A 22145-nucleotide genomic window follows, 5' to 3' on the forward strand; every position below is an offset into this window, starting at 1 on the left:
ATGAGCAGCAATATCCCCGATTATGCCGACGTGCAGTCGCTTGATACCTTCCCGAAAGTGCTGGCCTATAATGCGCGCAACTGGGGTGGTGACGTTGCCATGCGCGAAAAGGAATTCGGCATCTGGCAGGAATTCACCTGGAAAGATTACAATGACCGCGTCAAATGGATGACGCTTGGCATGCGTGCGCTTGGCATCGGGCAGGGCGATGTCGTCGGCATCATCGGTGAAAACCGTCCGGAATGGGTTTGGGGCGAAATTGCTGCCCACGCCCTTCGCGGAATGTCGGTCGGTCTGTATCAGGACAGCCTTCACGAAGAAGTCGCCTATCTGATCACCTATTCCGGTGCCCGTATCCTGATCGCCGAAGACGAAGAACAGTGTGACAAGCTGATCGAACTTGGCGACGACATTCCGACCGTGGAACATATCGTTTATTGCGATCCGCGCGGGATGCGCAAATATGACGATCCGCGTTTGATGGATGTCGAAAAGCTTTACGAGCTTGGCCGCGAACTCGAAGAAAAAAATCCCGGTATCTATGACCAGATGGTCGCCGATACCAAGGGTGATGAGTGCGCGATCCTGTGCACGACATCGGGCACGACATCCAAGCCGAAAATGGCGATGCTCAATTCCGGTGATTTTCTGGATCATTGCGCGGCGTATCTGCGTGCTGACCCGAAATATCCGGGTGACAACTATGTATCTGTCCTGCCGCTTCCGTGGATTATGGAACAGGTCTATGTGGTTGGTCAGTCGCTGGTCAGTCGCCAGATCGTCAATTTCGTCGAAGAGCAGGAAACCATGATGGCCGACCTGCGCGAAATTGGACCGAACTTCGTGCTGCTTGCGCCGCGCGTCTGGGAAACCATTGCCGCCGATGTGCGGGCCCGGATGATGGATTCAACGCCGTTCAAGCAAAAGATGTTTGATTTCGGCATGGCTCTGGCTCGCACGGCACTCGACAATGGCGGTCATTCCAAGATGGCCGACGTCATTTTGATGAATGCGCTCAAAGACCGTCTTGGTTTTTCCAACCTGCGGTCAGCCGCAACCGGCGGGGCGGCGATTGGTCCGGAAACCTTCAAGTTCTTCCATGCGATGGGTGTTCCGCTGCGTCAGCTTTATGGCCAGACCGAACTTTGTGGCGCCTACACCATTCATCAGCCCGATGATATCGATTTTGATACGGTCGGTGTTGCCTTTGACAATTCCGACATCCAGGTCATCAATACCGATGAAAACGGGGTTGGCGAAATCGTTGCCCGTACGTCGGGCATGTTCACCGGATATTACAAAAACCAGTCCGCCTATGACGAAGATGTCAGAGATGGCTGGATGCATACCGGTGATGCTGGTTACTTCAAGAAAGAAAACAATCATCTGGTTGTGATTGATCGCATGAAGGATCTGGCGGAAACCTCGACCGGGGTGCGCTATTCGCCACAGTTTATTGAAAACAAACTGAAATTCTCGCCCTTCATTGCCGAGGCCGTGATCCTTGGCAAGGATCTTCCGTTCCTGTCGACCATGATCTGTATTCGTTATTCGATCATGGCAAAATGGGCCGAACAGCGCGGGATTGCCTTTACCAACTATACCAACCTGTCCGCCCAGCCGCAGGTCTATGACATGATCACCGAGGAAATCCGCGAGGTGAACAAGACCCTGCCAGAGGCACAGCGCATCAAACGCTTCCTGCTTCTTTACAAGGAACTGGATGCCGATGACGGCGAACTGACCCGTACGCGCAAGGTGCGCCGTGGCGTGGTTGCCGAAAAATACGCCGACATCATCGATGCGGTTTATGCCGGCAATGACAAGGTTGATATCGACACCATGATCACCTTCCAGGACGGGTCGAAGACCCGCATCCAGACAAGCGTGAAGGTCGTCGATCTCGAAGATAACAAGGTCGCACAGACGGCCCCGAAAGCCGCCGAATAAGGCAGCAGCAAAACTGTGGTCCCGATCACCGGATCGCGGACCGCCATTACAGGGATGGCAACATGAATTTCGAACTTCTGTTCCAGCTTCTGCTGAACGGGTTGATCGTCGGGACGCTGTATGGTGTCGTCGCGATGTGCTTCGTGCTCATCTATAAATCAACCCAGATCGTTAACTTTGCCCAGGGCGAGTTTCTGCTGATTGGCGCGTGGGTTTGCTATGCGTTCCTTGTGGAAATGAGTATGCCCTTCTGGCTGGGTTTCCTGTTTACGCTGCTGTTTATGATGGCGTTTGGCATCATTCTTCAGATGGTTGTCTTGCGGCCCATGATTGGCGAACCGATCATTTCCGTGATCATGGTGACCATCGGGCTTTCGATCTTTTTCCAGGCGGCAACCAAATGGATTTTCGGGGCCACCACAGCAACTTATCCGCAGGTGTTTGAGACCCGCTCGATCAACCTTCTGGGGATGCAGATCGAAACCGCCTACATCATGAGCTTCGTGATCTCGTTGTTCATCATGGCCGGGTTCTACTGGTTCTTTAAATATTCCAAGCTTGGCCTCGCAATGCGCGCAACCGCCTTTGATCAGCAGGTCGCCCAAAGCCTTGGCATTTCGGTCAAAACCGTCTTTGCGATGTCTTGGGCGATTTCGGCCCTGGTGTCGGGGATCGCCGGTATCGTGATCGGGATGGTCAATGGTGTGTCTTCGGCCCTGTCGGTGATCGGGATCAAGGTGTTCCCGGCGGTTATTCTGGGCGGGCTTGATTCCATTGTTGGTGCGATTGTCGGTGGTGTGATCATCGGTCTTCTTGAAAACACGGCCGAGTTTGTGGATGGCCAGTATCTGAACTGGGGCAACCTGTTCTCGATCGCGCCGTTCTATGTGCTGATTATCATTCTGTGCATCAAGCCATATGGCCTGTTTGGCACCAAAGACATCGAACGTATCTAAGGGACGAGGAAAAGTACTATGGCTGGATTTTCGATGCGTCCCTGCGGTGATTTCCGAACGACCTATCGTCAGGATACCCGCATTTACGATACGACCTATATCCGCAACGCCGCGATCCTTGGCATTCTTGCGGTGGCAATGATCCCGTTTGTTCTGGATGGCTATTACGTCAACCTGTTCATCCAGATCTCGTACTTTGCGATTGCGGCACTTGGATTGAATATCCTGGTCGGTTTTACAGGTCAGATTTCCCTGGGCCATGCGGCGTTCTTTGGTTTTGGCGCCTTTGCATCGGCCTGGATCAACAACACGACCGGTATTCCGGTATTGCTGTCCATTCCGCTAGCCGGGCTGATGACGGCGGCTGTTGGCATGCTGTTTGGTCTGCCCGCGGCCCGGATCAAGGGGCTTTATCTGGCGATTGCGACCCTGGCGGCCCAGTTCATTCTTGAAGATTTCTTTGCCCGTGCCGAATGGTTTACCGGTGGTTCGTACGGGGCTGCGGCCAACCCGATCAATGTGTTCGGCTATGAAATTCTTGATGATTTCAGCTTCTTCTATGTGTCGCTGTTCTTCCTGGTGCTGATGTATCTGTTGGGCACCAACCTGATGCGGACCCGTGATGGTCGTGCCTTTGTTGCGGTACGTGACCATTACCTGTCGGCTGAAATCATGGGCATCAATCTGACGAAATACCGCCTGATGAGCTTTGCCATCTCGTCCTTCTATGCCGGTGTCGGCGGGGCGATGTACGGGCATTATCTCGGCTTTGTTTCGGCCGAAGGTTTCACCATTCTGCTGTCGATCCAGTTCCTTGGCATGATCATTATCGGTGGTCTCGGATCGGTTAAAGGCACCCTGATGGGAACTGTCTTTATGGTGCTTCTGCCCGAAGTCATGGAAAGCGGTGTCAGCGCATTAAGCGTTTTTGAATGGGCAAGTTCGACGGCCGTGACCGACGGGCTGGCTTATATCAAGGAGATGGCAATTGGTCTGGCCATCATCCTGTTCCTGATCTTTGAGCCGGATGGGCTTGCCCATCGCTGGCAACAGATCAGGGCGTACTGGAAGCTTTATCCCTTCTCGTACTGATAAAGACCCCGAACCCGGCCCGCTTAAAAACAAAAAAGGGCCGGGACCACAACGGGGAGACCGGGAGGCTATCTTTGATGAAAACGTCCAAGGGAGACGTCGTTATGAAGAGACTGATTGCTGCGACCGCGATGGTTGCAACCGGCTTGTCGTTCTCGGCAGCCAAAGCAGACGAAGTATTTGTCGGCCATCTGATGGATATTACCGGTGCGACCGGCTTTATCGGCAAGTTCTATGCTGATGGTGTGCGTGATGCGCTGTCTTACATCAACACCCATGGCGGGATTGACGGTACGGTTCTGGATTCTGAATCGGTTGACTATGCCTACAAGGTTCCCCAGGCGATTGCGAACTACAAGAAATGGCGTTCGCGCAACAACATGGTTGCCATGCAGGGCTGGGGCACAGGCGATACCGAAGCACTGATCAGCTTCGTTGCCAAGGACAAGGTTCCTGTCTACTCGGCATCCTATTCCGGTCACCTGACCGACCCGACCGCGAAAAACCCGAAAACGGCAAAACCGGCACCGTATAACTTCTTCTATGGCGCATCCTATTCCGATGCCTGCCGTGCAATGGTTCAGTGGGCTGCTGAAGACTGGAAAAACTCCGGTGGTTCGGGCAAGCCGGTCTTTTCGCATATCGGGGACAACCACCCGTATCCGAACGCACCGAAAGAAGCATGTGCAGAATATGCCAACGAGCTTGGCTTTGAAGTAACCGCACCGGTTGTTGTTTCGATGAAGCCGGGTGACTTCAAGGCACAATGCCTGACCCTGAAAGAAGCCGGGACCAACTATGGGTATCTTGGCAACCTTGGCCCGTCGGTTGTGTCGCTGGTGAAATCCTGTGACACGGTTGGCGCGACCCCGAAATGGCTGGCCAACATCTGGGCGGGTGACTACGAAACGCTCAAAACCATTGGCGATGTTGAAAACTACGTCTTCCCGGCCATGACCAGCTTCTGGACCGACGAAGGCGTTCCGGGCATGGATCTGGTCCGCGAAATCTCCAAGATGTCTGATCGTTCGGGCACCGAGTTCCGCACCCACCATTACATCCGTGGCATTTGCTCGGCCTATTACATGAAAGAAGCCATGGAATGGGCAAAGGCCAATGGCGGCATTACCGGTGAAAACATCAAGGCCGGCATGTATGCCCGCACCAACTGGGTCCCCAAAGGCCTTGAAGGTGTGTGCATGGAAGCAACCTGGACTGCCGAAGACCATCGCGGCATCAACACCGTCAACATCTATAACGGCAGCGCCAAAGGTGGCGAAGTCACGGTCAAAAAAGAAACGACCGTTACCCTGCCGCGTCGTGACGACTGGCTCGGTTACTAAGACCTGAGTCCAGACAGACGAATGTCTCCCAGTCTGTTCGGGGGCAAGGCATAAGACGCAAGATGCCTTGTCCCCGACAGGGGGGATCACCAAGCGATAATTCGAAGGGGACACCATGGCAGAGCCCGCCCGCAAAATTGAGACCGCCGAACCGATGCTGTCGGTCAATAACATCGAAGTTGTTTATGACGAGGTCATCCTTGTCCTGCGCGGCGTATCGCTGGAAGTTCCGCAAGGCAAGATCGTCACCCTTCTGGGGCCGAACGGTGCTGGCAAGTCGACCACGCTTAAGGCGATTTCAGGTTTGCTGAAAACCGAAGACGGCGAAGTCACCCGTGGCGACATCAATTTCATGGGCCAGCAGATCGCCAATGGCAGCCCGGAAGAAATCGTGCGTTCCGGCCTGTTCCAGGTGATGGAAGGCCGCCGCATTATTGAAGACATGACCTGTATCGAAAACCTGCGTCTGGGGGCCTATACCCGCAAGGACAAGGGCGTCAAAGACGATATCGAAATGGTCTTTGAATATTTCCCGCGCCTGAAGGAACGCACCGGGCTTGCCGGCTATCTGTCGGGCGGCGAACAGCAGATGCTGGCAATCGGCCGGTCCCTGATGGCGCGTCCGAAAATGATCCTGCTTGATGAACCGTCAATGGGTTTGTCGCCGCTTCTGGTCAAGGAAGTGTTCGGGATTATCGAAAAGATCAATCGCGAACAGGGCATCACGATGCTGATCGTTGAACAGAATGCCAACTTTGCGCTTAAGGTTGCCGACTATGGCTATATCATGGAAAGTGGCAAAGTGGTTCTTGACGGTACCCGCGACGAGCTTTTGAACAACGAAGACGTCAAGGAATTCTATCTTGGCGGTGGTTCCGAAGAACGCAAAAGCTTCAAGAACATCAAGTCCTACAAGCGCCGCAAGCGTTGGCTGTAACGGCCTGAATGCTTTGGTGACGGAATTTTGAAGAAAGACGGGCAGGATGCTGACGACATATTACGACGCACGTGAAACGCGCAATCCCGCAGACCGCGAAGCCGGTCTGATGGCGGCACTGCCGCGCATCCTTCATCATGCAAAGGAAAAGTCGGCCGGTTATGGCCGCATTCTTGCCGATATCGACCCGCGAACGATTACATCGCGTGATGCGCTGGCAACCTTGCCGGTAACCCGCAAATCCGATCTGATCGATGCCCAGGCCCGGGAACTTCCCCTTGCCGGATTGAATGCAACGCCGGTTCCGGCGATGGCGCGCATGTTCCAAAGCCCCGGCCCGATCTATGATCCGCAGGGAAAAGGCGATGACTGGTGGCGCATGGGGCGTGCGTTCTTTGCGGCCGGTTTCCGTCCGGGCGATATCGTGCATAACTGCCTGTCCTATCACCTGACACCGGGTGGGTTCATTTTCGACAGCGGGGCGCGTGCCTGTGGCTGTGTGGTCGTACCGGCCGGCGTCGGGCAAAGCGAAGCCCAGGTCAAAGCAATCAGCGATCTCAAACCGGCTGGCTATAGCGGCACGCCTTCTTTCCTGAAAATCCTGATGGAAAAGGCCGATGAACTCGGCGCCGATATTTCATCGATCAAGCGTGCCCTTGTTTCGGGCGAAGCATTGCCGCCGTCGTTGCGCGACTGGTTTGCGGAACGCGGGATTGCGATGCTGCAATGTTATGCCAGTGCCGACCTTGGTCTGATTGCCTATGAAAGTGACGCCAAGGACGGCATGATCATTGCCGAAGACATTATCCTTGAAATCGTGCGCCCGGGCACCGGGGAACCGGTTGCGGATGGTGAAGTCGGCGAAGTGGTGGTCACGACCCTGAATATGGATTATCCGCTGATCCGGTTTGCCACGGGTGATCTTTCGGCGATTGCTGTTGGGCAAAGCCCGTGCGGGCGCACCAATGACCGGATCAAGGGATGGATGGGCCGTGCCGATCAAACCACCAAGGTCAAAGGCATGTTTGTCCATCCAAGTCAGGTTGCCGAAATCGTCAAACGCCACGACGCCATCACCAAGGCACGTCTGGTTGTAACCCGTGAAAATGACAATGATGTCATGACCCTTCTGTGCGAAGGCAACGAGGCATCAGCAGATCTGGACGCGATTGGTGAAACCATGGCCGGTGTTTGCAAGCTGCGCGGCGTGGTTGCCTTTAACCCGTCCGGAACATTGCCAAATGACGGCAAGGTCATTGATGACCGGCGCGATCACGGATAATCGCGCCGATAGTGCCAAATTTTATTCCCGCTCGGGATAACTTGCGCCGTCCGGTCTGACCGGGCGGTGTTTTTTTAGGACACCGCTGTTCCGATCTGCACCACAAGTCCACCTGCCAATATCAGGAATATCACACCGATCAGGGCATTTTTCGGGGTCAGTATCGATGTCTTGCTGCCGTGATGATCATGTCCGTGGTCATGTTCGTGATCATGATCGTGGTTGTGACCATGTCCGCCGGAGCCGGCTTTTTGTGCCAGTGCACGCAACCGGATCAAAACGGCTGCCAGTACAAATGCCGCAATATTCAGGAACAATGTGTAATTGACGCCAAATGCGCTGATTTCGGCAATGTCACGGCTGCTTTCGGGGACCTGGTCAAGTGCCGCAAAGGCATAATGCAGAAGCAACGCCGTTGCGACGATACTGACATACATCACACCCGCAATATAAAGCGCGGTCTTCCAGCCGTAATAGCGTGCATTCACTTTCACCAGCGGCGGGACCATCAAATCGGAATAGATAAAGCCCATAATACCGGCAAAACTGACGCCGCCTGCACTTAGAACGGTGGCAAGCGGGATATTGCCCATGGACCCGATAAAGGTCGCAGCGGCAACAAACGGGGCAATCAATGCGTTTTCCAACACCCGCAGGAACGGCAAATCGGCACCGCTTGCGCCATCATCGGCAAGAAACAGCGTCTGCCAAACATGGTCTGGCACAAACACCGCAATAAATCCGGCAACGGTAAAACCGATCAGGATTTCACGCCAAACCATCTGCCATTCCATGACGAAACGGTTGCCGACCTGTTGCCATCCCTCGATCGATGCAATGCGTTTTTTCCAGTCGAAATCGTCATCCTCATGGCCGGTCGCGTCATCTGCATGATCGCGGGCCTTGTCAATCAGTTTGGTCGGATATGTCAGACGGATCAGGATTGCCGAAATCACGATCATGATGATGCCACCGACGATCTCTGCGACCAGAAACTGCCATCCGAGAAACAGAAAGATCAGAACGCCCAGTTCAATGACCAGATTGGTCGATGCAAACATAAAAGCGACGGTTGCGATAAAATGCGCGCCTTTCTGAAAAAGCGATCTCGCAGCGGACAGCGCGGCAAAAGAACAGGAACTTGAAAGCGCGCCAAACATCCCGGCCAGTGAAATGCTTTTGGCACCGCCATCGCCCATATGGTCAACCAGTCGGCGTTTGGGCACAAAGACCTGGATTGCAGCACTGATGGCATAGCCAAGAACGAAAGCCCAAAGCGCATTCCAGAAAAAACCAAGGGCCGTTACAACGCCATTTGCATATTGATCAAGAATGTTCATTTCTGCTCTGCCGTCCGCTCGGAATTGGAAATTCATCGGGATAAACATCTAACGGTCAGAATTTCAAAGAGTTCCAAGATAGGTTTTTGTCCGCATCTGTGTATGATGTGCAAAACATCAAACATGTCGGGGGGACAATGGCGCGCACGGGCAAAGGCTTTGCCGTTACAATGATTACGGTTTGCCAGTTAATGGCACTTGCCCTGTGGTTTTCGGCGACCGCGGTGCTGCCGCAATTGCGCAGCGAATTTGATATCGGCGCGTTGCAGTCTTCGCTGTTTACCAGTTCGGTTCTTCTTGGCTTTGTGCTGGGGACGGTAACCAGTGCGGTTTTCGGATTGGCCGACCGGATCGAACCGCGTCGTTTCTGGGCCGCGTCGGCAATCATTGCCGCAACCGCCAATATCCTGATCCTTGTGGTGCCGATTGATGGTGTGGTGGTGATCTTGCTGCGCTTGATCACCGGCATATGCATGGCGGGCATCTATCCGATCGGCATGAAAATGGTTGCGACTTGGTCGCGGGGCGATACCGGATTTCTGGTCGGGCTTCTGGTTGGGGCGTTGACCATGGGCTCTGCCTTGCCGCATCTGTTTTCGGTGGCGGTTCCCCTTGATTGGCGATTGGTGATCGTAACGGCAAGTGTGTCGGCCTATCTGGCGGCCTTTGCCGTTTTGTTTGTGCATCTGGGGGGAACACCAGGAAGGTCGCCGCGATTTGATCCGCGCATGGTCGGTAAAATCTGGTCCAACAAGCCATTGCGCCATGCCTGTTATGGTTATTTCGGGCATATGTGGGAACTTTATGCCATGTGGGGCTGGATCGGGTTGTTCCTGTATGGGGCCTATTCAGACCGGATGGTCGATAATCCCGGCATGTGGTCGGCATTATCCACCTTTGCCATCGTCGGGATCGGGGCGTTCGGATCGCTTGCCGGGGGATATTATGCCGACCGGATCGGGCGGACGACCGTTACAATTACCGCCATGGTCATCAGTGGTGCCTGCGCACTGGTTGCCGGTGCCTTCGGGGATGCGCCGTTTGCGGTCCTTCTTCTGATTTGCATTGTCTGGGGTATTTCGGTGGTGGCGGATTCCGCACAGTTTTCATCCTGCGTGATTGAACTGGCCGATCCCCATCAGGTCGGAACAGCATTGACCCTGCAAAATGCCATCGGGTTCCTGATCGCGCTGGTATCGATCCATCTGGTGCCGGTTGTGGCTGACTGGGCCGGTTGGTGGGGGGCGTTTGCCATGCTGTCGATCGGGCCGGTGGCCGGCACAATTGCCATGATCCGTCTGCGCATGATGCCCGAAGCATCGCTTCTGGCTGGCGGGCGGAAATAACCCGGCAGTTGAAAACGCCAAAATCACGGGTGATCATCTTCACTTGACAGTCAGAAGGTGAAAATCTGCGCCGTTTGGGTTTTCTTGACCATTTTCTGAACAAATATTACCTTCTGCCGGAATTTTCTTGCTGTCTCGCGTTGGGGGCGATGCGGCGATTATCCAAAAATAAGGGTCTTTCATGAGTCTCACCCTCATTGTTTTGCTTCCCTTCATTGGGGCGGTCTTGCCCGCCATAATGATCAGGGCCGGGCGCAATGCATGTGCAACTGCCACCGGTTCTGTCACACTGCTTGCCCTGATCCTTTTGATGGCAAAGGCCCCAGCGGTCATTGCCGGCGAGGTATTTCAGGTCAGTTATAATTGGCTGCCGGAACTGGGTCTGAATGTGACCTTCTTCCTGGATGGTCTTGGATTGCTGTTTGCGACACTGATCCTTGGCATCGGTTTGCTGATTATCATATATGCGCGGTTCTATCTGTCAAAGAACGATCCCATGGGGCGCTTCTATGTGTTCCTGCTCCTGTTCCAGGGAGCCATGGTCGGTATCGTTCTTTCCGATAATATTCTGCTGCTGCTGATTTTCTGGGAACTGACATCCCTGTCATCGTTCCTGCTGATCGGGTACTGGAAACATCTGCCAGAAGGCCGTCAGGGCGCGCGCATGGCGCTTGCCGTGACCGGTGCTGGTGGTTTGGCGATGATTGCGGGGATGCTGATCCTTGGCGATATTGTCGGCTCCTATAACCTGACCGATATTCTTGCCAATGCCGATCTGATCCAGGCATCGCCGATGTATGTTCCGGCACTGGTTCTGATCCTTTTGGGCTGTTTCACCAAATCGGCACAGTTCCCGTTCCATTTCTGGCTTCCCCATGCCATGGCCGCACCGACCCCGGTTTCGGCCTATCTGCATTCGGCAACCATGGTCAAGGCCGGCATCTTCCTGATGGCGCGCATGTGGCCGGTTCTGTCGGGCACACCGGAATGGTTCTATATCGTGGCGACCGCTGGTCTGGTCACGATGGTTCTGGGTGCATGGATCGCGATCTTCAAACATGACCTTAAGGGACTTCTGGCCTATTCGACGGTCAGTCACCTTGGTCTTGTCACCATGCTGTTTGGTTTCGGAACACCGATGGCGGCAGTTGCCGGTGTTTTCCACATCATCAACCATGCGACCTTCAAGGCAGCCCTGTTTATGACGGCGGGTATCGTCGACCATGAAACGGGAACCCGTGATATTCGCCGGTTTGGCGGATTGCTGAACCTGATGCCGATTGCCGGGACCATCGGCATTATCTCGGCGGCATCGATGGCCGGTGTCATTCCGTTTAACGGCTTCCTGTCCAAGGAAATGATGCTGGAAGAAGCTTGGCATACGGTCTGGTTCGATCAGAACTGGCTTGTGCCGCTGCTTGCCACGATTGGTGCTATCTTCTCGGTTGCCTATTCCTTCCGGTTTATCTTCCATGTCTGGCTGGGCAAGCCGCGTGATGAAAACCTTCCGCATCATCCGCATGACCCGCCGTTCGGCATGTGGGCGCCGCCTGCATTCCTGACCGTTCTTGTGGTTCTGATCGGCCTGTTCCCGGCAACCATTGCCGGTCCGCTGGTAGCGGCGACCTCCGGTGCGGTGATTGGCGGGGAACTGCCGGAATATCATCTGGCACTTTGGCATGGTTTGACCCCGGCACTTGGCATGAGCGCGATTGCCCTGGTTCTGGGGGCGCTTTTGTTGATGCGTCATGCGGGGCTTCTGTCGGCGACCGCAAACCTGTCGCGTCCCGATGCCAAATCCATGTTTGATTGCGCAATGGCCAAGCTGGTGGCACTCAGCCGTTTTGTCTCGGACAACCTGCATAATGGCTCCTTGCAGCGTTATCTGGCGATCATGGTGGTTTCGGCTGTGGCAATCGGTGTTTCGGGCTTTTATGCCAAACCCGATTACCTGTCGGGTTCGCGTGAACTTCTTGAAGTTTCACCGCCGGCGGCCATTGCCTGGCTGTTGCTGGTCGTGACCTGTATCGCGTCGGTCTTCATGCATCACAACCGGTTGCTGACATTGCTTCTGGTCGGTGTCATCGGCCTGATCGTGTCACTTGGCTTCATCTATCTGTCGGCACCGGACCTTGCCCTGACGCAGATCTCGGTCGAGGTGGTGACGGTCATCCTGATGTTGCTGGCACTCAATATCCTGCCCAAGGAAACGCCAAAGGAAAGCCTGCCAGGCCGCAAGATGCGCGACGGGATTGTTTCCATTGCTGCGGGGCTTGGCATTGGCGGCGCCATCTGGGCGATCATGACACGTGATCTGCCCAACTCGATTTCGGCTTATCATCTGGCCAATTCGAAAACAGAAGGCGGCGGTACGAACGTTGTGAACGTGATCCTCGTCGACTTCCGTGGCTTTGATACCTTTGGCGAGATCATCGTTCTGGGCATTGCGGCACTGTCGATCTTTGCCTTGATTGAAACCGTCACCCAGGGCGAAGCCGCCAAGCGTCTTGCCAACTGGGTTGTCGATAATCGCCGGTCGGCTGATCGCCATCCGATGATGATGGTGGTGGCAACGCGCGTGATGTTGCCGCTGTCGCTGATGGTGGGTGTTTACATCTTCCTGCGTGGCCATAACGAGCCGGGCGGTGGCTTTATCGCCGGTCTGGTCGTTTCGGTTGCGCTGGTCATGCAATATATGGCGTCGGGCTTTGGCTGGACCCAGAACCGCATGAAGGTGAACTATCACGGCATGATCGGTCTGGGCGTGATTGCAGCGGCAATTACCGGTGTTTCAGCATGGGTTGCGGGGCTTCCGTTCCTGACCAGCGGTTTCACCCATGTTCATCTGCCGATTGTTGGCGAATTTGAACTGGCATCTGCCATGGGCTTTGACCTTGGCGTGTTCCTGACCGTGGTCGGGGCGGTGATGCTGGCCCTTGCCAAACTGTCACAGGTTGAACGCATGGCCGAACATGTCGATGTGAACCTTGATCCGATGGATCACGATCCGTCTGCATCTGTACCAACCCCGGAAAAGGAGGCCTGATATGGAGTTTCTTGTAGCAAGCAGTATTGGGCTTCTGACCACGTGCGGCACGTATCTGTTGCTGCGCGGGCGGACTTTCCCGGTGGTGATCGGTCTGGCCTTGCTGTCCTATGCGGTGAACGTGTTCCTGTTCGCGATGGGCCGCCTGACGATCAATATGCCGCCGATCCTGCGTGATGGTGTGACCGAATATACCGATCCGTTGCCCCAGGCACTTGTCCTGACGGCGATTGTGATTTCGTTCGGCATGACCGCCCTGATCGTTGTTCTGTCGATCCGGGCTTATCTTGAAATCGGCAATGACCATGTTGACGGTCGCCCGGTTGGCGAGCCATCCGAAGCAGGAGATAAAAACTGATGGGTGACTGGATTGTTGTTCCCATAGTGCTGCCCGCCGTGATGGCCGCCCTGATTGTTCTGGCGGTCCGTCACGACATTTTGTTGCAGCGCGTATTTTCGATCACGGCGACCGTGGCCCTTGTGGCGGTGACGCTGTCACTGGTGGTTTTTGCCAATGGCAATGACCCGGAAATGTACGCCTTGTCGAACTGGCCGGCACCGTTTGGGATCGTGCTGGTGCTGGATCGCCTGTCAGCGATGATGGTGTTCCTGACATCGCTTCTGGGACTTGGTGTTGTCCTGTTTGCTTCAAGCGAATGGGATCAGCGCGGCAAGCATTTCCATGCCCTGTTCCAGTTCCAGCTGATGGGGGTCAATGGTGCGTTCCTGACCGGTGACGTATTCAACCTGTTCGTGTTCTTCGAAGTTCTGCTGATCGCGTCATACGGCCTGATGCTGCATGGCGCAGGGGCTGAACGGCTGAAAGCCGGCATGCAATATATCGTGATTAACCTGACGGGATCGTCGCTGTTCCTGATCGGGGTTGGCATGATCTATTCCGTGACCGGTACGCTGAATATGGCCGATCTCGCGGTTCAGGTGGCCAATGTCGCGCCGGGTGATGCCGCTCTGTTGCGGGCTGGTGCGCTGGTCTTGCTTCTGGTGTTCTGTGTCAAGGCGGCACTGGTTCCGATCCATTTCTGGCTTCCGGGAACCTATGCCAATGCACCGGCACCGGTTGCTGCCCTGTTTGCCATCATGACCAAGGTCGGTGCCTATTCCGTACTGCGTGTCTATTCACTGGCCTTTGGCGATGCGGCCGGGGACATGGCGTGGCTTGCACAGCCGTATCTGATGCCGGCAGCTTTGATCACGCTTGTTCTGGGCATGGTCGGCGTGGTCGCGGTAAAACGTCTTAACGGGCTGATCGCCTTTTCGGTGATCGGGTCGATGGGAACACTGCTGATTGCCATTGCCCTGTTCACACCCGAAAGTATTGCGGCGGGCCTTTATTACCTGTTGCATTCGACCTTCTCGGGCGCGGCCCTGTTCCTGATTGCTGATCTGGTGGTGTCACGTCGCGGCCAGTTTGGCGACAGCCTGCATACCGCACCGACATTCCATCAGTCGGGCTTCCTGGCTGTTCTGTTCTTTGTCGGGGCGATTGCCATGGCCGGTATGCCGCCACTAAGCGGCTTTATCGGTAAACTTCAGATCCTTGATGCGGCGCGTGGAAGTGACGCCATGGTCTGGATCTGGGCGATCATTCTGGTGACGTCACTGCTGTGCATTATCGGTTTTGGCCGGGCGGGCAGTGTCCTGTTCTGGAAAAGTGCGTCGGTCGAAGGTGAAATCACGGTCGAAGGCGCGAAATGGCCGGTTCTGCCGATCATTGCCACGTGCGGCATGCTGGGTGGACTGGTTGCCCTGACGGTCTTTGCCGGTCCGATTACCGATTATCTGCACGGTGTTGCTGCGCAGATCTTTGATACATCGGGCTATATCCAGGCGGTGCTGGGCGAAGGTGCCCTGGCATTGCTGGGCCAGTAAGCGGAAAGGACAAGGAACATAATGATGAAACGTTATCTCCCCCATCCGCTTTTGACACTGGCCTTGCTGGTGGTGTGGGTGTTTCTGGTCAACGAGGTTTCGGCAGGTGCCGTTATCTTCGGCCTTATTCTTGCGGTCATCATTCCGTTGATCACCGCCAGTTTCTGGCCGGCCCGTCCCAAGGTGGGCAACGCCTATGCCATTTGCGAATATGGTCTGGTGGTTTTGTGGGACATTCTGGTGGCAAACGTCATTGTTGCCGGTTTGATCCTGTTTCGCAAAACCGAAAGCCTTGAGTCAAAATGCGTTGTCGTTCCGCTTGATCTGACCTCTCCAGAGGCGATCACGACCCTTGCCGGAACCATCACCATGACGCCGGGCACGGTGACCATCGATTTGAGTGCCGATGCCAAAAGCCTTCTGGTTCATTGCCTGCATGCCCCCGATCCACAGGGCGTGATCGATGACATCAAGAACCGCTACGAACGCCGTCTGAAGGAGATCTTCGAATGATCGAATATGCACTGAATTTCGGCTTTGTCTGTGTGGCGCTTGCGCTTTTGATGAACCTGTATCGCCTGACCGTGGGGCCGACCACGGCCGACCGGGTTCTGGCGGTTGATACGATGGCGATCAATGCGATTGCGCTTCTGGTGCTGTATGGCATCGGAAAATCAACGGCGATGTATTTCGAAGGCGCGTTGCTGTTTGCAATGTTCGGGTTTGTTTCAACTGTGGCCTATTGCAAGTTCGTCTTGCGTGGCGACATCATCGAATAAGGGAGCGATAAGATGCCGTTTGTTGTTGAACTCATCATTTCGCTTCTGATCGTGATTGGCGGGGCTTTCTTGCTGATCGGGTCTTTCGGGATGATCAAACTCAAAGAACTGCTGCCGCGTCTGCACGCACCGACCAAGGCCAGTACTGTCGGGCTTGGCGGCGTGTTGATCGCGTCAATGCTGTTCTTCTGGGTTGAACGTGGCCATTTCACCATTCACGAATTGCTGATTACGCTGTTCATTTTCCTGACAGCACCCATCACCGCAAATCTGATTGCCAAGGCCTATATGCTGCTGAATGTCGATCCGCACAAGGATCTTCCGCCATCCAAGCAGGATGAAGGCTGGGCCACCTTTGACCCGATCGGACCCGAAGGTTACGACCCAAGCGAAGAATACAAGGAAAAGGAAACCTGAAAGGCAGGGGACCTTTAATTGATCAAACGGCACCGGTTATCCGGTGCCGTTTTTTGTTATGCTGGTGCGTGAATTCACCCCAAGGAAGCCGCCCGGACAAACTGCGATATTGTCGGTCACCGGGCAGCTTGCTATGACGGTGGAAAGAGAGAGTGACCAGAAACATGCCGGACTTTACCATCGAAGATCAGTATAGCGGGCGTATTGCCGGGATCGACGAAGTCGGCCGCGGGCCACTGGCGGGCCCGGTGGTGGCGGCCGCGGTCATCTTGCCGCGGGATGCAAGATTGCCCGATATTCTGGTTGCCGAACTCAATGATTCCAAAAAGCTGTCAGCCAAAAAGCGCGACAAGCTTTTTGGCGTGATCATGGAATGCGCCGAAGTCGGTATCGGGGCGGCATCTGTTCGTGAAATTGACCAGATCAATATTTTGCAGGCAACCTATGTCGCCATGCGCCGCGCGGTCGGCCGTTTGGCAGTGGTGCCCGATCAGGCACTGGTGGATGGTAATCGTGATCCCGGTTTGCCATGCCATGTCGAAACCGTGGTCAAGGGCGACAGCAAATCCTTGTCAATTGCCGCAGCATCAATTGTGGCCAAGGTCGTGCGCGATCGCGCCATGGCACGGCTTGCAACGCGCTATCCCTTTTTTGGCTGGGAAGGCAATGCGGGGTACGGGGTGAAAAAACACATGGCCGGGCTTGGCGAAGTCGGACCAACCCCGCATCACCGCAAAAGCTTCAAACCGGTTGCCGATCTTTTTGATGCCATGATGGACCGGGCTTGAAGCGATCAGGGTGCCGGTTATCGTGATCCTTGTCGGCGCTAAGCCAGCGCCAGAGCATTGCGCGCGACAATATGGGCACGCACAAGGTCCGTACTGTCTTCTTCGCGACTGACCGCGGCAAAGCCGTTGGCATGGCGCAGCTCGACCCGTTCATGGACCCGGCATTCTGTTCTGAACTGGATATCAAGACTTTCGGGATGGAAATCAGGACGGCTGTTTTGCCCCGAAACCCCCAGCACCCACTGCATCAGGCGCACATTATTGACATGCCCATACAGATCAAGGTCCGATGGCCGTGCCTTGATCGTGTCAATTGCGGGCAGGGGATCGGTGGTAAAGGCCGGGCGCAAGGGCGGTTCAATCAGTTTGGGGCCGGGCGGATCAGGCAGGCGTTCTTCAATCCAGTCCGGCCATTGGGCTGCGCGCCGTTCGCGCAGGTCAAACATCACCCAGTAACTTTGCGCAACGCCGATCACATCCCCCTTGCTGTTCGACAGGCGGAAATCGCGGGTCGCAACCCGGCGCGATACGCCTGACGGCCAGGTTTCAATCAGGATTTCCTCGCCATTGCCGGGATAGTCGCGGATATGGATCACCATACGCGCCAGAACCCATGCAATGCCCTGATCAACCGTATCGTCATAAGCCAGTTTCAGGATCCGCGCGCCCCAACCGGCGGCATCCTGCATATAGTCGGCAAGGGCTGGCATCATGACTTTGCCGTTTTCACCAATTTCGGAATAGCGCACACGATAGGTGCCTTTCCAACCGCAATTGGTCGGCAGGGGGGCTTTGGCGATGTGATCCCAGTCGATGATCATGTTCTGAACCTGAATGTCATGTCCGTTCGGTTTTAAAAGCCCGTTACAGCCGGTGTAGCCTGGATGGAAAGGGCTGTGTGCCTTTGGCCACTAGCTGGGCCTCAGTCGATCGGGCGTTGGCGCATTTTCTTTATATCGCCGCGCTTTTTCTTGGTTTCAACGCGTTTGCGCTTGGCCGAAAGGGACGGGCGGGTTTTGACGCGGTATTTCTTGCGCTCGGCAGCCTTGCGCAACAGGGCCAGCAACCTTTCAATGGCGTCCTGCTTGTTGCGTTCCTGGGTTCGGTGTCGCTGGGCGTCAAAGATGATTTCACCGTCATTGGTCAGCTTGCTTCCGGCCAGTTCGCGCAACCGGTCGCGCACCCGTTGGGGCAGTTCGGTCAAATCATCAATGCGGACCCGCATCTGGACCGCACTGGACACCTTGTTGACATTCTGCCCGCCGGGACCCGATGCACGGACGAACTGAAAATGCAGATGGCGTTCATCCAGATAAAGGCCATTTTCAATTTCAAGCATGGTCAACCGTTCGGAATCATAAGGTGTCAAAGAGGGTAAAAATAACTGAGTGTAATGGTCGGCTATTTGTTGAATTTCGCAATCGCAGCGCCTAAATTACCTTTCCTAGCCTGTCAGGGGTGGAACGGACTGTAAACAGGAAATCTATGGTGCGTATAGCGCATATCTATCTTGCCCTTGGATGGCTTTCGGTTGGTCTTGGCGTGATCGGAATCTTTTTGCCGCTTTTGCCGACCACACCCTTCATGTTGCTGGCGGCCTGGCTGTTTGCCAAGGGATCGCCGCGTCTGCATGACTGGATTTGCAATCACCCACGTTTTGGTACGTCGATCCGTCAATGGAATGAACATGGCGTGATCAACCGTCGGGCCAAGCTTCTTGCCATGCTGGCCTTTCTGGTGGTGATTACCGCATCCCTGATCTTTATCGAAAACCGCTGGATCGTGATGATCCAGTTGCTGGTCGCCTTGCCGGTCAGCTGTTTTATCCTGTCTCGGCCATCCGATGTCAGCCTGTCAAAGGCGTCTGCATCCCCGTCCGGGTCGGTCGGGCCCGGACAGTAACAGCGGTTGGCGATAACCGGGACGAGGCGAATTAACCGGCCTTTTTGCGACCAAGTTCTTCCTGACAGGTTTCTTCCAGTTTATCGAGCTCGTCCAGTGTGGCGTCGATGTCTTCGCGTTGCTTGCGCAAGGTTTCGCGACGTTCATTGATCTTGTCGACAAGGGTGGTTAACTGCGTGATTTCGCTGCGATCACCGTCATACAGATCAAGCAGGTCTCGGATTTCCTTAAGCGAAAAGCCAAGCCGCTTGCCGCGCATGATCAGGCGCAACCGCACGCGATCACGTTGGCTATAGATGCGCGTCTGGCCATGGCGTTCGGGGGAAATCAGTTCCTGATCTTCGTAAAACCGGATGGTTCGGGTGGTGACTTCGAACTCGCGGGCAAGATCGGTGATAGAGTAACTGTCGGTCATGGTAGCTCAATCATCTTTACGCTTACGTAAACTGCAAGCTACATGCTTTCGGATGTCGCGACAATCGGCAATTCCTTGGGCAACTCGACACAGAAGGTGCTGCCTTCGCCAACATTGCTGGTAACGCTAAGTATTCCGCCATGCCGGTCGGTGATCTTTTTACAGATCGCAAGACCAATTCCCGTGCCGGCATAATCACCATATCCGTGCAGGCGTTTGAAAATCTCGAAAATGGTTTCGTGATACTGGGGATCAATGCCGATCCCGTTATCTTCGACAAAAATCCGGTGACTGTTCGGGGTGTCGGCGGAAAAAATCCGCACCCGGCCATTTTGCGGATCGCTGTATTTCAACCCGTTCGACACAAGATTCTGGAACAGCAACAGCAACTGGCTGGCATCGCCCATGACCGTTGGCAGGTGATCTTCGCGGATGATGTTGCCTTCCGGGGCCGATCCGGCGCGTTTGAAGTTGGCAACAATCGCATCAAACAGATCATCAAGCGGTACCGGGTGAAACGGCTTGCCGTGGCGCCCGACCCGCGACAGGGTCAGAAGATCGTCAATCATGCGCTGGGTGCCATCAACCGCGTAATGGATGAACTCATCGGCGGTATCATCAAGTTTGCCCTCATAGCGCCGGGCAATAAGCTGGGTATAGCTCGACACCATGCGAAGCGGTTCCTGCAAGTCATGGGACGCCGCATAGGCGAACTGTTCAAGTTCGCTGTTGGACCGTTCAAGCTCGGCCATGGTGCGCTGGATTTCCATCTCATGGCGCTTGCGCTGGGAAATGTCACGCAGGGTGATGATGTAATGATATCGCTGATCCGCCGAAAAATGACTGATCGCAACTTCCAGCGGGACACTGCGCCCGGTTTTGGTAAGAGCCAGGACTTCGATGACGCCAGTACCAAGATCGGTCAGAAGCCGGTTGGGTGGGGGCGGCGTGATTGCGATATGATCACTGTCAGGAAGCAGGAACCGGATAATATTGCGCAATTCGGGATCGCCATCCGGTCCGCAAAGTTCCTGTGCCCGGGAATTCAGTGGTTCGATATTGCCATCGTCGGACGCCACAAGAATGGCATCGATGGTGTTTTGCAAAATCGCCTTTGTGCGGTCTTCGCTGCGTTTTGACTGGGTAACCAGTTCGGCCAGTTCAGCAGCCTGTTTGCGCAACAGACGGTCGCGCTGTACGGCAAGGGTCACGTCCCGAATGATCAGCGAACATAATGTGCCATTGCTTTTGGTTTTGATCGGATGGACGCGGATCGATTGTTCCATGCGATCAAAGCTTGCGGCAAATTGCGGCAATGGCGAAAGCGGCAAGGCCCCCTGATTAAGCGACGGTGAAATCACCGCGGGCATTCCGAATTTCAGGCAATCCTCGATGGCAAGGCTGACGCGTCCCATCCGTGTTTCGGGAAAGATATCATGAAGCGCCTTGCCCAGAACCTCGTCGGCGCGCAATCCCGAACGGGTCTGCATCCACTGGTTCCAGTGACAAACGGTCCGGTCCGGGGCAAGCGCAACCAAACCGGTATCGGCCGTATCAAGCAATGCGGCAAACAATTCTGCGGCATTGCCTTCACGATCAAGATCGAATGACGGCGTTGCGTCCTTTTGGGGCTTGGACGATGGCTTTTTCATTCACCTCACCGGTTAACCAAGCGAATTGGCAAGAAAGCGACGAACCAGTTCACGCAGCATCTGAATGGAATCCAGATCCATGACAAACAGAACATACCCGTCAATGTCGTTATGACGCAGCATAAACTGAACATGCAGGATCATCAGGACCGGCATGCTGCCGGCATTAAGTTCGGCCTGATCAACGTCAAGCAGCGACCGGCTTTCACGTTTGCGAAATGACGGCATTGAACAGTTGATCGGTTCACCAAGCACATTCGAAATGCTGCCAAGACAGGCATTCAGAATGATGTTGCCGACCTCCATCAGGGCTTCCTGTTCAAGATCGGTCAGGGTATCAAGCGGCACTTCGACCTTCAGTAGACTGCGCACCAGCTCCAGGCTGCGTTCTTCGGGAAAGACCAGCATGGCTTCGCCCTTGAACGGGCCGTCAAATGTCTGACTGACCGCCGAGACAACCTCGGTCGGGGCCTTGGCAAGTTCCGTATCGGAAAAACGTTCGACAAATGTAATACGCGGGACAGTAAGTTCGACGGGCTGTTCGACCATCTCGGACAATGACGACGCTGCGCGACCAACCCCGATATTGATCAATTCGCTGATGGTGTCATGTTCAAGTTCGCTAAGGTCGATCATCTGGACGCTTCCTGCGCCAGAATGAAGTCACGCATTTTTTCCTCGGTCGGTGGCTTTGCAAGGAATTCAAGGCCAAGGTTTGCAGCCTTTTTCTGAATTTCCTGCTGAATGTTGGCAGTCAGAAGGGCGATTACCGAGTCCGGGAACCGTCCACGCAATTGTTCGCCCAGCTCCAGCCCGTTCATCCCCGGCATGTTGAAATCAAGCAGTAAATAGTCATACGACTTGCCTTCAACCATTTCGAGCGCCTTGCTGGCATCTTCGGCCTCGTCAATTTCCCAGTCGGTAAAGTTGCTGGAAATGAAAGCCTTGACCAGAAGGCGGGCAAATTTGCTGTCATCGACAAGCAGAACGGAACGTTGTTGGGCCATATG

Annotated in this window: 22 protein-coding genes; 15 read left to right on the forward strand and 7 right to left on the reverse strand. The window is 54.9% G+C overall.

Annotation, left to right across the window (positions count from 1 at the left end; all coding sequences use genetic code 11):
* From WA429_RS03090 to WA429_RS03115, 6 genes are all read left to right on the forward strand, one after another.
* Entirely contained in the window at positions 1 to 1950 is a 1950-nt protein-coding gene (locus WA429_RS03090) for a long-chain fatty acid--CoA ligase (protein ID WP_101245454.1), read from the forward strand.
* Between the two features lie 62 nt (positions 1951 to 2012).
* A complete protein-coding gene (locus WA429_RS03095; protein ID WP_101245455.1) occupies positions 2013 to 2906 on the forward strand; it encodes a branched-chain amino acid ABC transporter permease in 894 nt (297 codons plus the stop codon).
* A gap of 18 nt (positions 2907 to 2924) precedes the next feature.
* A complete protein-coding gene (locus tag WA429_RS03100; RefSeq protein ID WP_101245456.1) occupies positions 2925 to 3998 on the forward strand; it encodes a branched-chain amino acid ABC transporter permease in 1074 nt (357 codons plus the stop codon).
* 104 nt (positions 3999 to 4102) lie between these two features.
* On the forward strand, positions 4103 to 5341 hold the full coding sequence (locus tag WA429_RS03105) for an ABC transporter substrate-binding protein (RefSeq protein ID WP_101245457.1): 1239 nt from the start codon (positions 4103 to 4105) through the stop codon (positions 5339 to 5341).
* A gap of 154 nt (positions 5342 to 5495) precedes the next feature.
* Positions 5496 to 6278, forward strand: a complete 783-nt coding sequence (locus WA429_RS03110) for an ABC transporter ATP-binding protein (protein ID WP_206927130.1) — start codon at positions 5496 to 5498, stop codon at positions 6276 to 6278.
* A 46-nt stretch (positions 6279 to 6324) separates the two neighbouring features.
* Entirely contained in the window at positions 6325 to 7560 is a 1236-nt protein-coding gene (locus WA429_RS03115) for a phenylacetate--CoA ligase family protein (protein ID WP_287464307.1), read from the forward strand.
* 74 nt (positions 7561 to 7634) lie between these two features.
* Here WA429_RS03115 and WA429_RS03120 read toward each other — a convergent pair whose 3' ends face one another.
* Positions 7635 to 8900 (reverse strand): permease, encoded by a 1266-nt coding sequence (locus tag WA429_RS03120; RefSeq protein ID WP_287464306.1) that lies wholly within the window; start codon positions 8898 to 8900, stop codon positions 7635 to 7637.
* A gap of 137 nt (positions 8901 to 9037) precedes the next feature.
* On the opposite strand from WA429_RS03120, the gene WA429_RS03125 reads away from it, so the two are divergent.
* From WA429_RS03125 to WA429_RS03160, 8 genes are all read left to right on the forward strand, one after another.
* Positions 9038 to 10246, forward strand: coding sequence for an MFS transporter (locus WA429_RS03125; protein ID WP_228194546.1), 1209 nt, complete (start codon positions 9038 to 9040; stop codon positions 10244 to 10246).
* A gap of 181 nt (positions 10247 to 10427) precedes the next feature.
* Entirely contained in the window at positions 10428 to 13292 is a 2865-nt protein-coding gene (locus WA429_RS03130; protein ID WP_287464305.1) for a monovalent cation/H+ antiporter subunit A, read from the forward strand.
* A gap of 1 nt (position 13293) precedes the next feature.
* Positions 13294 to 13650 (forward strand): Na+/H+ antiporter subunit C, encoded by a 357-nt coding sequence (locus WA429_RS03135; protein WP_101245462.1) that lies wholly within the window; start codon positions 13294 to 13296, stop codon positions 13648 to 13650.
* Positions 13650 to 15182 carry a monovalent cation/H+ antiporter subunit D gene (locus WA429_RS03140; protein WP_287464304.1) on the forward strand — a complete coding sequence of 511 codons (1533 nt, stop codon included), beginning with the start codon at positions 13650 to 13652 and terminating at the stop codon, positions 15180 to 15182. The genes WA429_RS03135 and WA429_RS03140 overlap by 1 nt, the downstream gene beginning before the upstream one ends.
* A 24-nt stretch (positions 15183 to 15206) precedes the next feature.
* Positions 15207 to 15695, forward strand: a complete 489-nt coding sequence (locus WA429_RS03145; RefSeq protein WP_233432970.1) for a Na+/H+ antiporter subunit E — start codon at positions 15207 to 15209, stop codon at positions 15693 to 15695.
* Complete coding sequence (locus WA429_RS03150) at positions 15692 to 15961, forward strand: K+/H+ antiporter subunit F (protein ID WP_101245465.1); 270 nt, start codon at positions 15692 to 15694, stop codon at positions 15959 to 15961. The genes WA429_RS03145 and WA429_RS03150 overlap by 4 nt, the downstream gene beginning before the upstream one ends.
* Positions 15962 to 15973: 12 nt before the next feature.
* Positions 15974 to 16378: a Na+/H+ antiporter subunit G gene (locus tag WA429_RS03155; RefSeq protein WP_101245466.1), complete on the forward strand. Its 405-nt coding sequence runs from the start codon at positions 15974 to 15976 to the stop codon at positions 16376 to 16378.
* 164 nt (positions 16379 to 16542) lie between these two features.
* Positions 16543 to 17166 (forward strand): ribonuclease HII, encoded by a 624-nt coding sequence (locus WA429_RS03160; RefSeq protein WP_114112879.1) that lies wholly within the window; start codon positions 16543 to 16545, stop codon positions 17164 to 17166.
* A 38-nt stretch (positions 17167 to 17204) separates the two neighbouring features.
* On the opposite strand, the gene WA429_RS03165 is transcribed toward WA429_RS03160, so the two are convergent.
* Together WA429_RS03165 and arfB are read right to left on the reverse strand one after the other, a co-directional pair.
* Positions 17205 to 17987 (reverse strand): acyl-[acyl-carrier-protein] thioesterase, encoded by a 783-nt coding sequence (locus WA429_RS03165; protein WP_287464303.1) that lies wholly within the window; start codon positions 17985 to 17987, stop codon positions 17205 to 17207.
* A 101-nt stretch (positions 17988 to 18088) separates the two neighbouring features.
* The gene (arfB, locus tag WA429_RS03170; RefSeq protein WP_101245469.1) at positions 18089 to 18505 is read right to left on the reverse strand and encodes an alternative ribosome rescue aminoacyl-tRNA hydrolase ArfB; all 417 of its coding nucleotides are present in this window, start codon (positions 18503 to 18505) and stop codon (positions 18089 to 18091) included.
* 146 nt (positions 18506 to 18651) lie between these two features.
* On the opposite strand from arfB, the gene WA429_RS03175 reads away from it, so the two are divergent.
* A complete protein-coding gene (locus WA429_RS03175; RefSeq protein WP_206926792.1) occupies positions 18652 to 19068 on the forward strand; it encodes a YbaN family protein in 417 nt (138 codons plus the stop codon).
* Between the two features lie 31 nt (positions 19069 to 19099).
* Here the strand turns inward: WA429_RS03175 and WA429_RS03180 are convergent, their stop codons facing one another.
* From WA429_RS03180 to WA429_RS03195, 4 genes are read right to left on the reverse strand one after another with little or no spacing between them, the layout of a single operon-like run.
* Positions 19100 to 19483, reverse strand: coding sequence for a MerR family transcriptional regulator (locus WA429_RS03180; protein WP_101245471.1), 384 nt, complete (start codon positions 19481 to 19483; stop codon positions 19100 to 19102).
* A gap of 38 nt (positions 19484 to 19521) precedes the next feature.
* The gene (locus WA429_RS03185; protein ID WP_287464302.1) at positions 19522 to 21135 is read right to left on the reverse strand and encodes an ATP-binding protein; all 1614 of its coding nucleotides are present in this window, start codon (positions 21133 to 21135) and stop codon (positions 19522 to 19524) included.
* A 12-nt stretch (positions 21136 to 21147) separates the two neighbouring features.
* On the reverse strand, positions 21148 to 21771 hold the full coding sequence (locus WA429_RS03190) for a chemotaxis protein CheC (protein WP_101245473.1): 624 nt from the start codon (positions 21769 to 21771) through the stop codon (positions 21148 to 21150).
* Positions 21768 to 22142 carry a response regulator transcription factor gene (locus WA429_RS03195; RefSeq protein ID WP_101245474.1) on the reverse strand — a complete coding sequence of 125 codons (375 nt, stop codon included), beginning with the start codon at positions 22140 to 22142 and terminating at the stop codon, positions 21768 to 21770. The genes WA429_RS03190 and WA429_RS03195 overlap by 4 nt, the downstream gene beginning before the upstream one ends.
* Positions 22143 to 22145: the final 3 nt, after the last annotated feature.

Origin of the sequence: Thalassospira sp. CH_XMU1420-2, from assembly GCF_037029325.1 — a bacterium.
Taxonomy (GTDB): Bacteria; Pseudomonadota; Alphaproteobacteria; order Rhodospirillales; family Thalassospiraceae; genus Thalassospira; species Thalassospira povalilytica.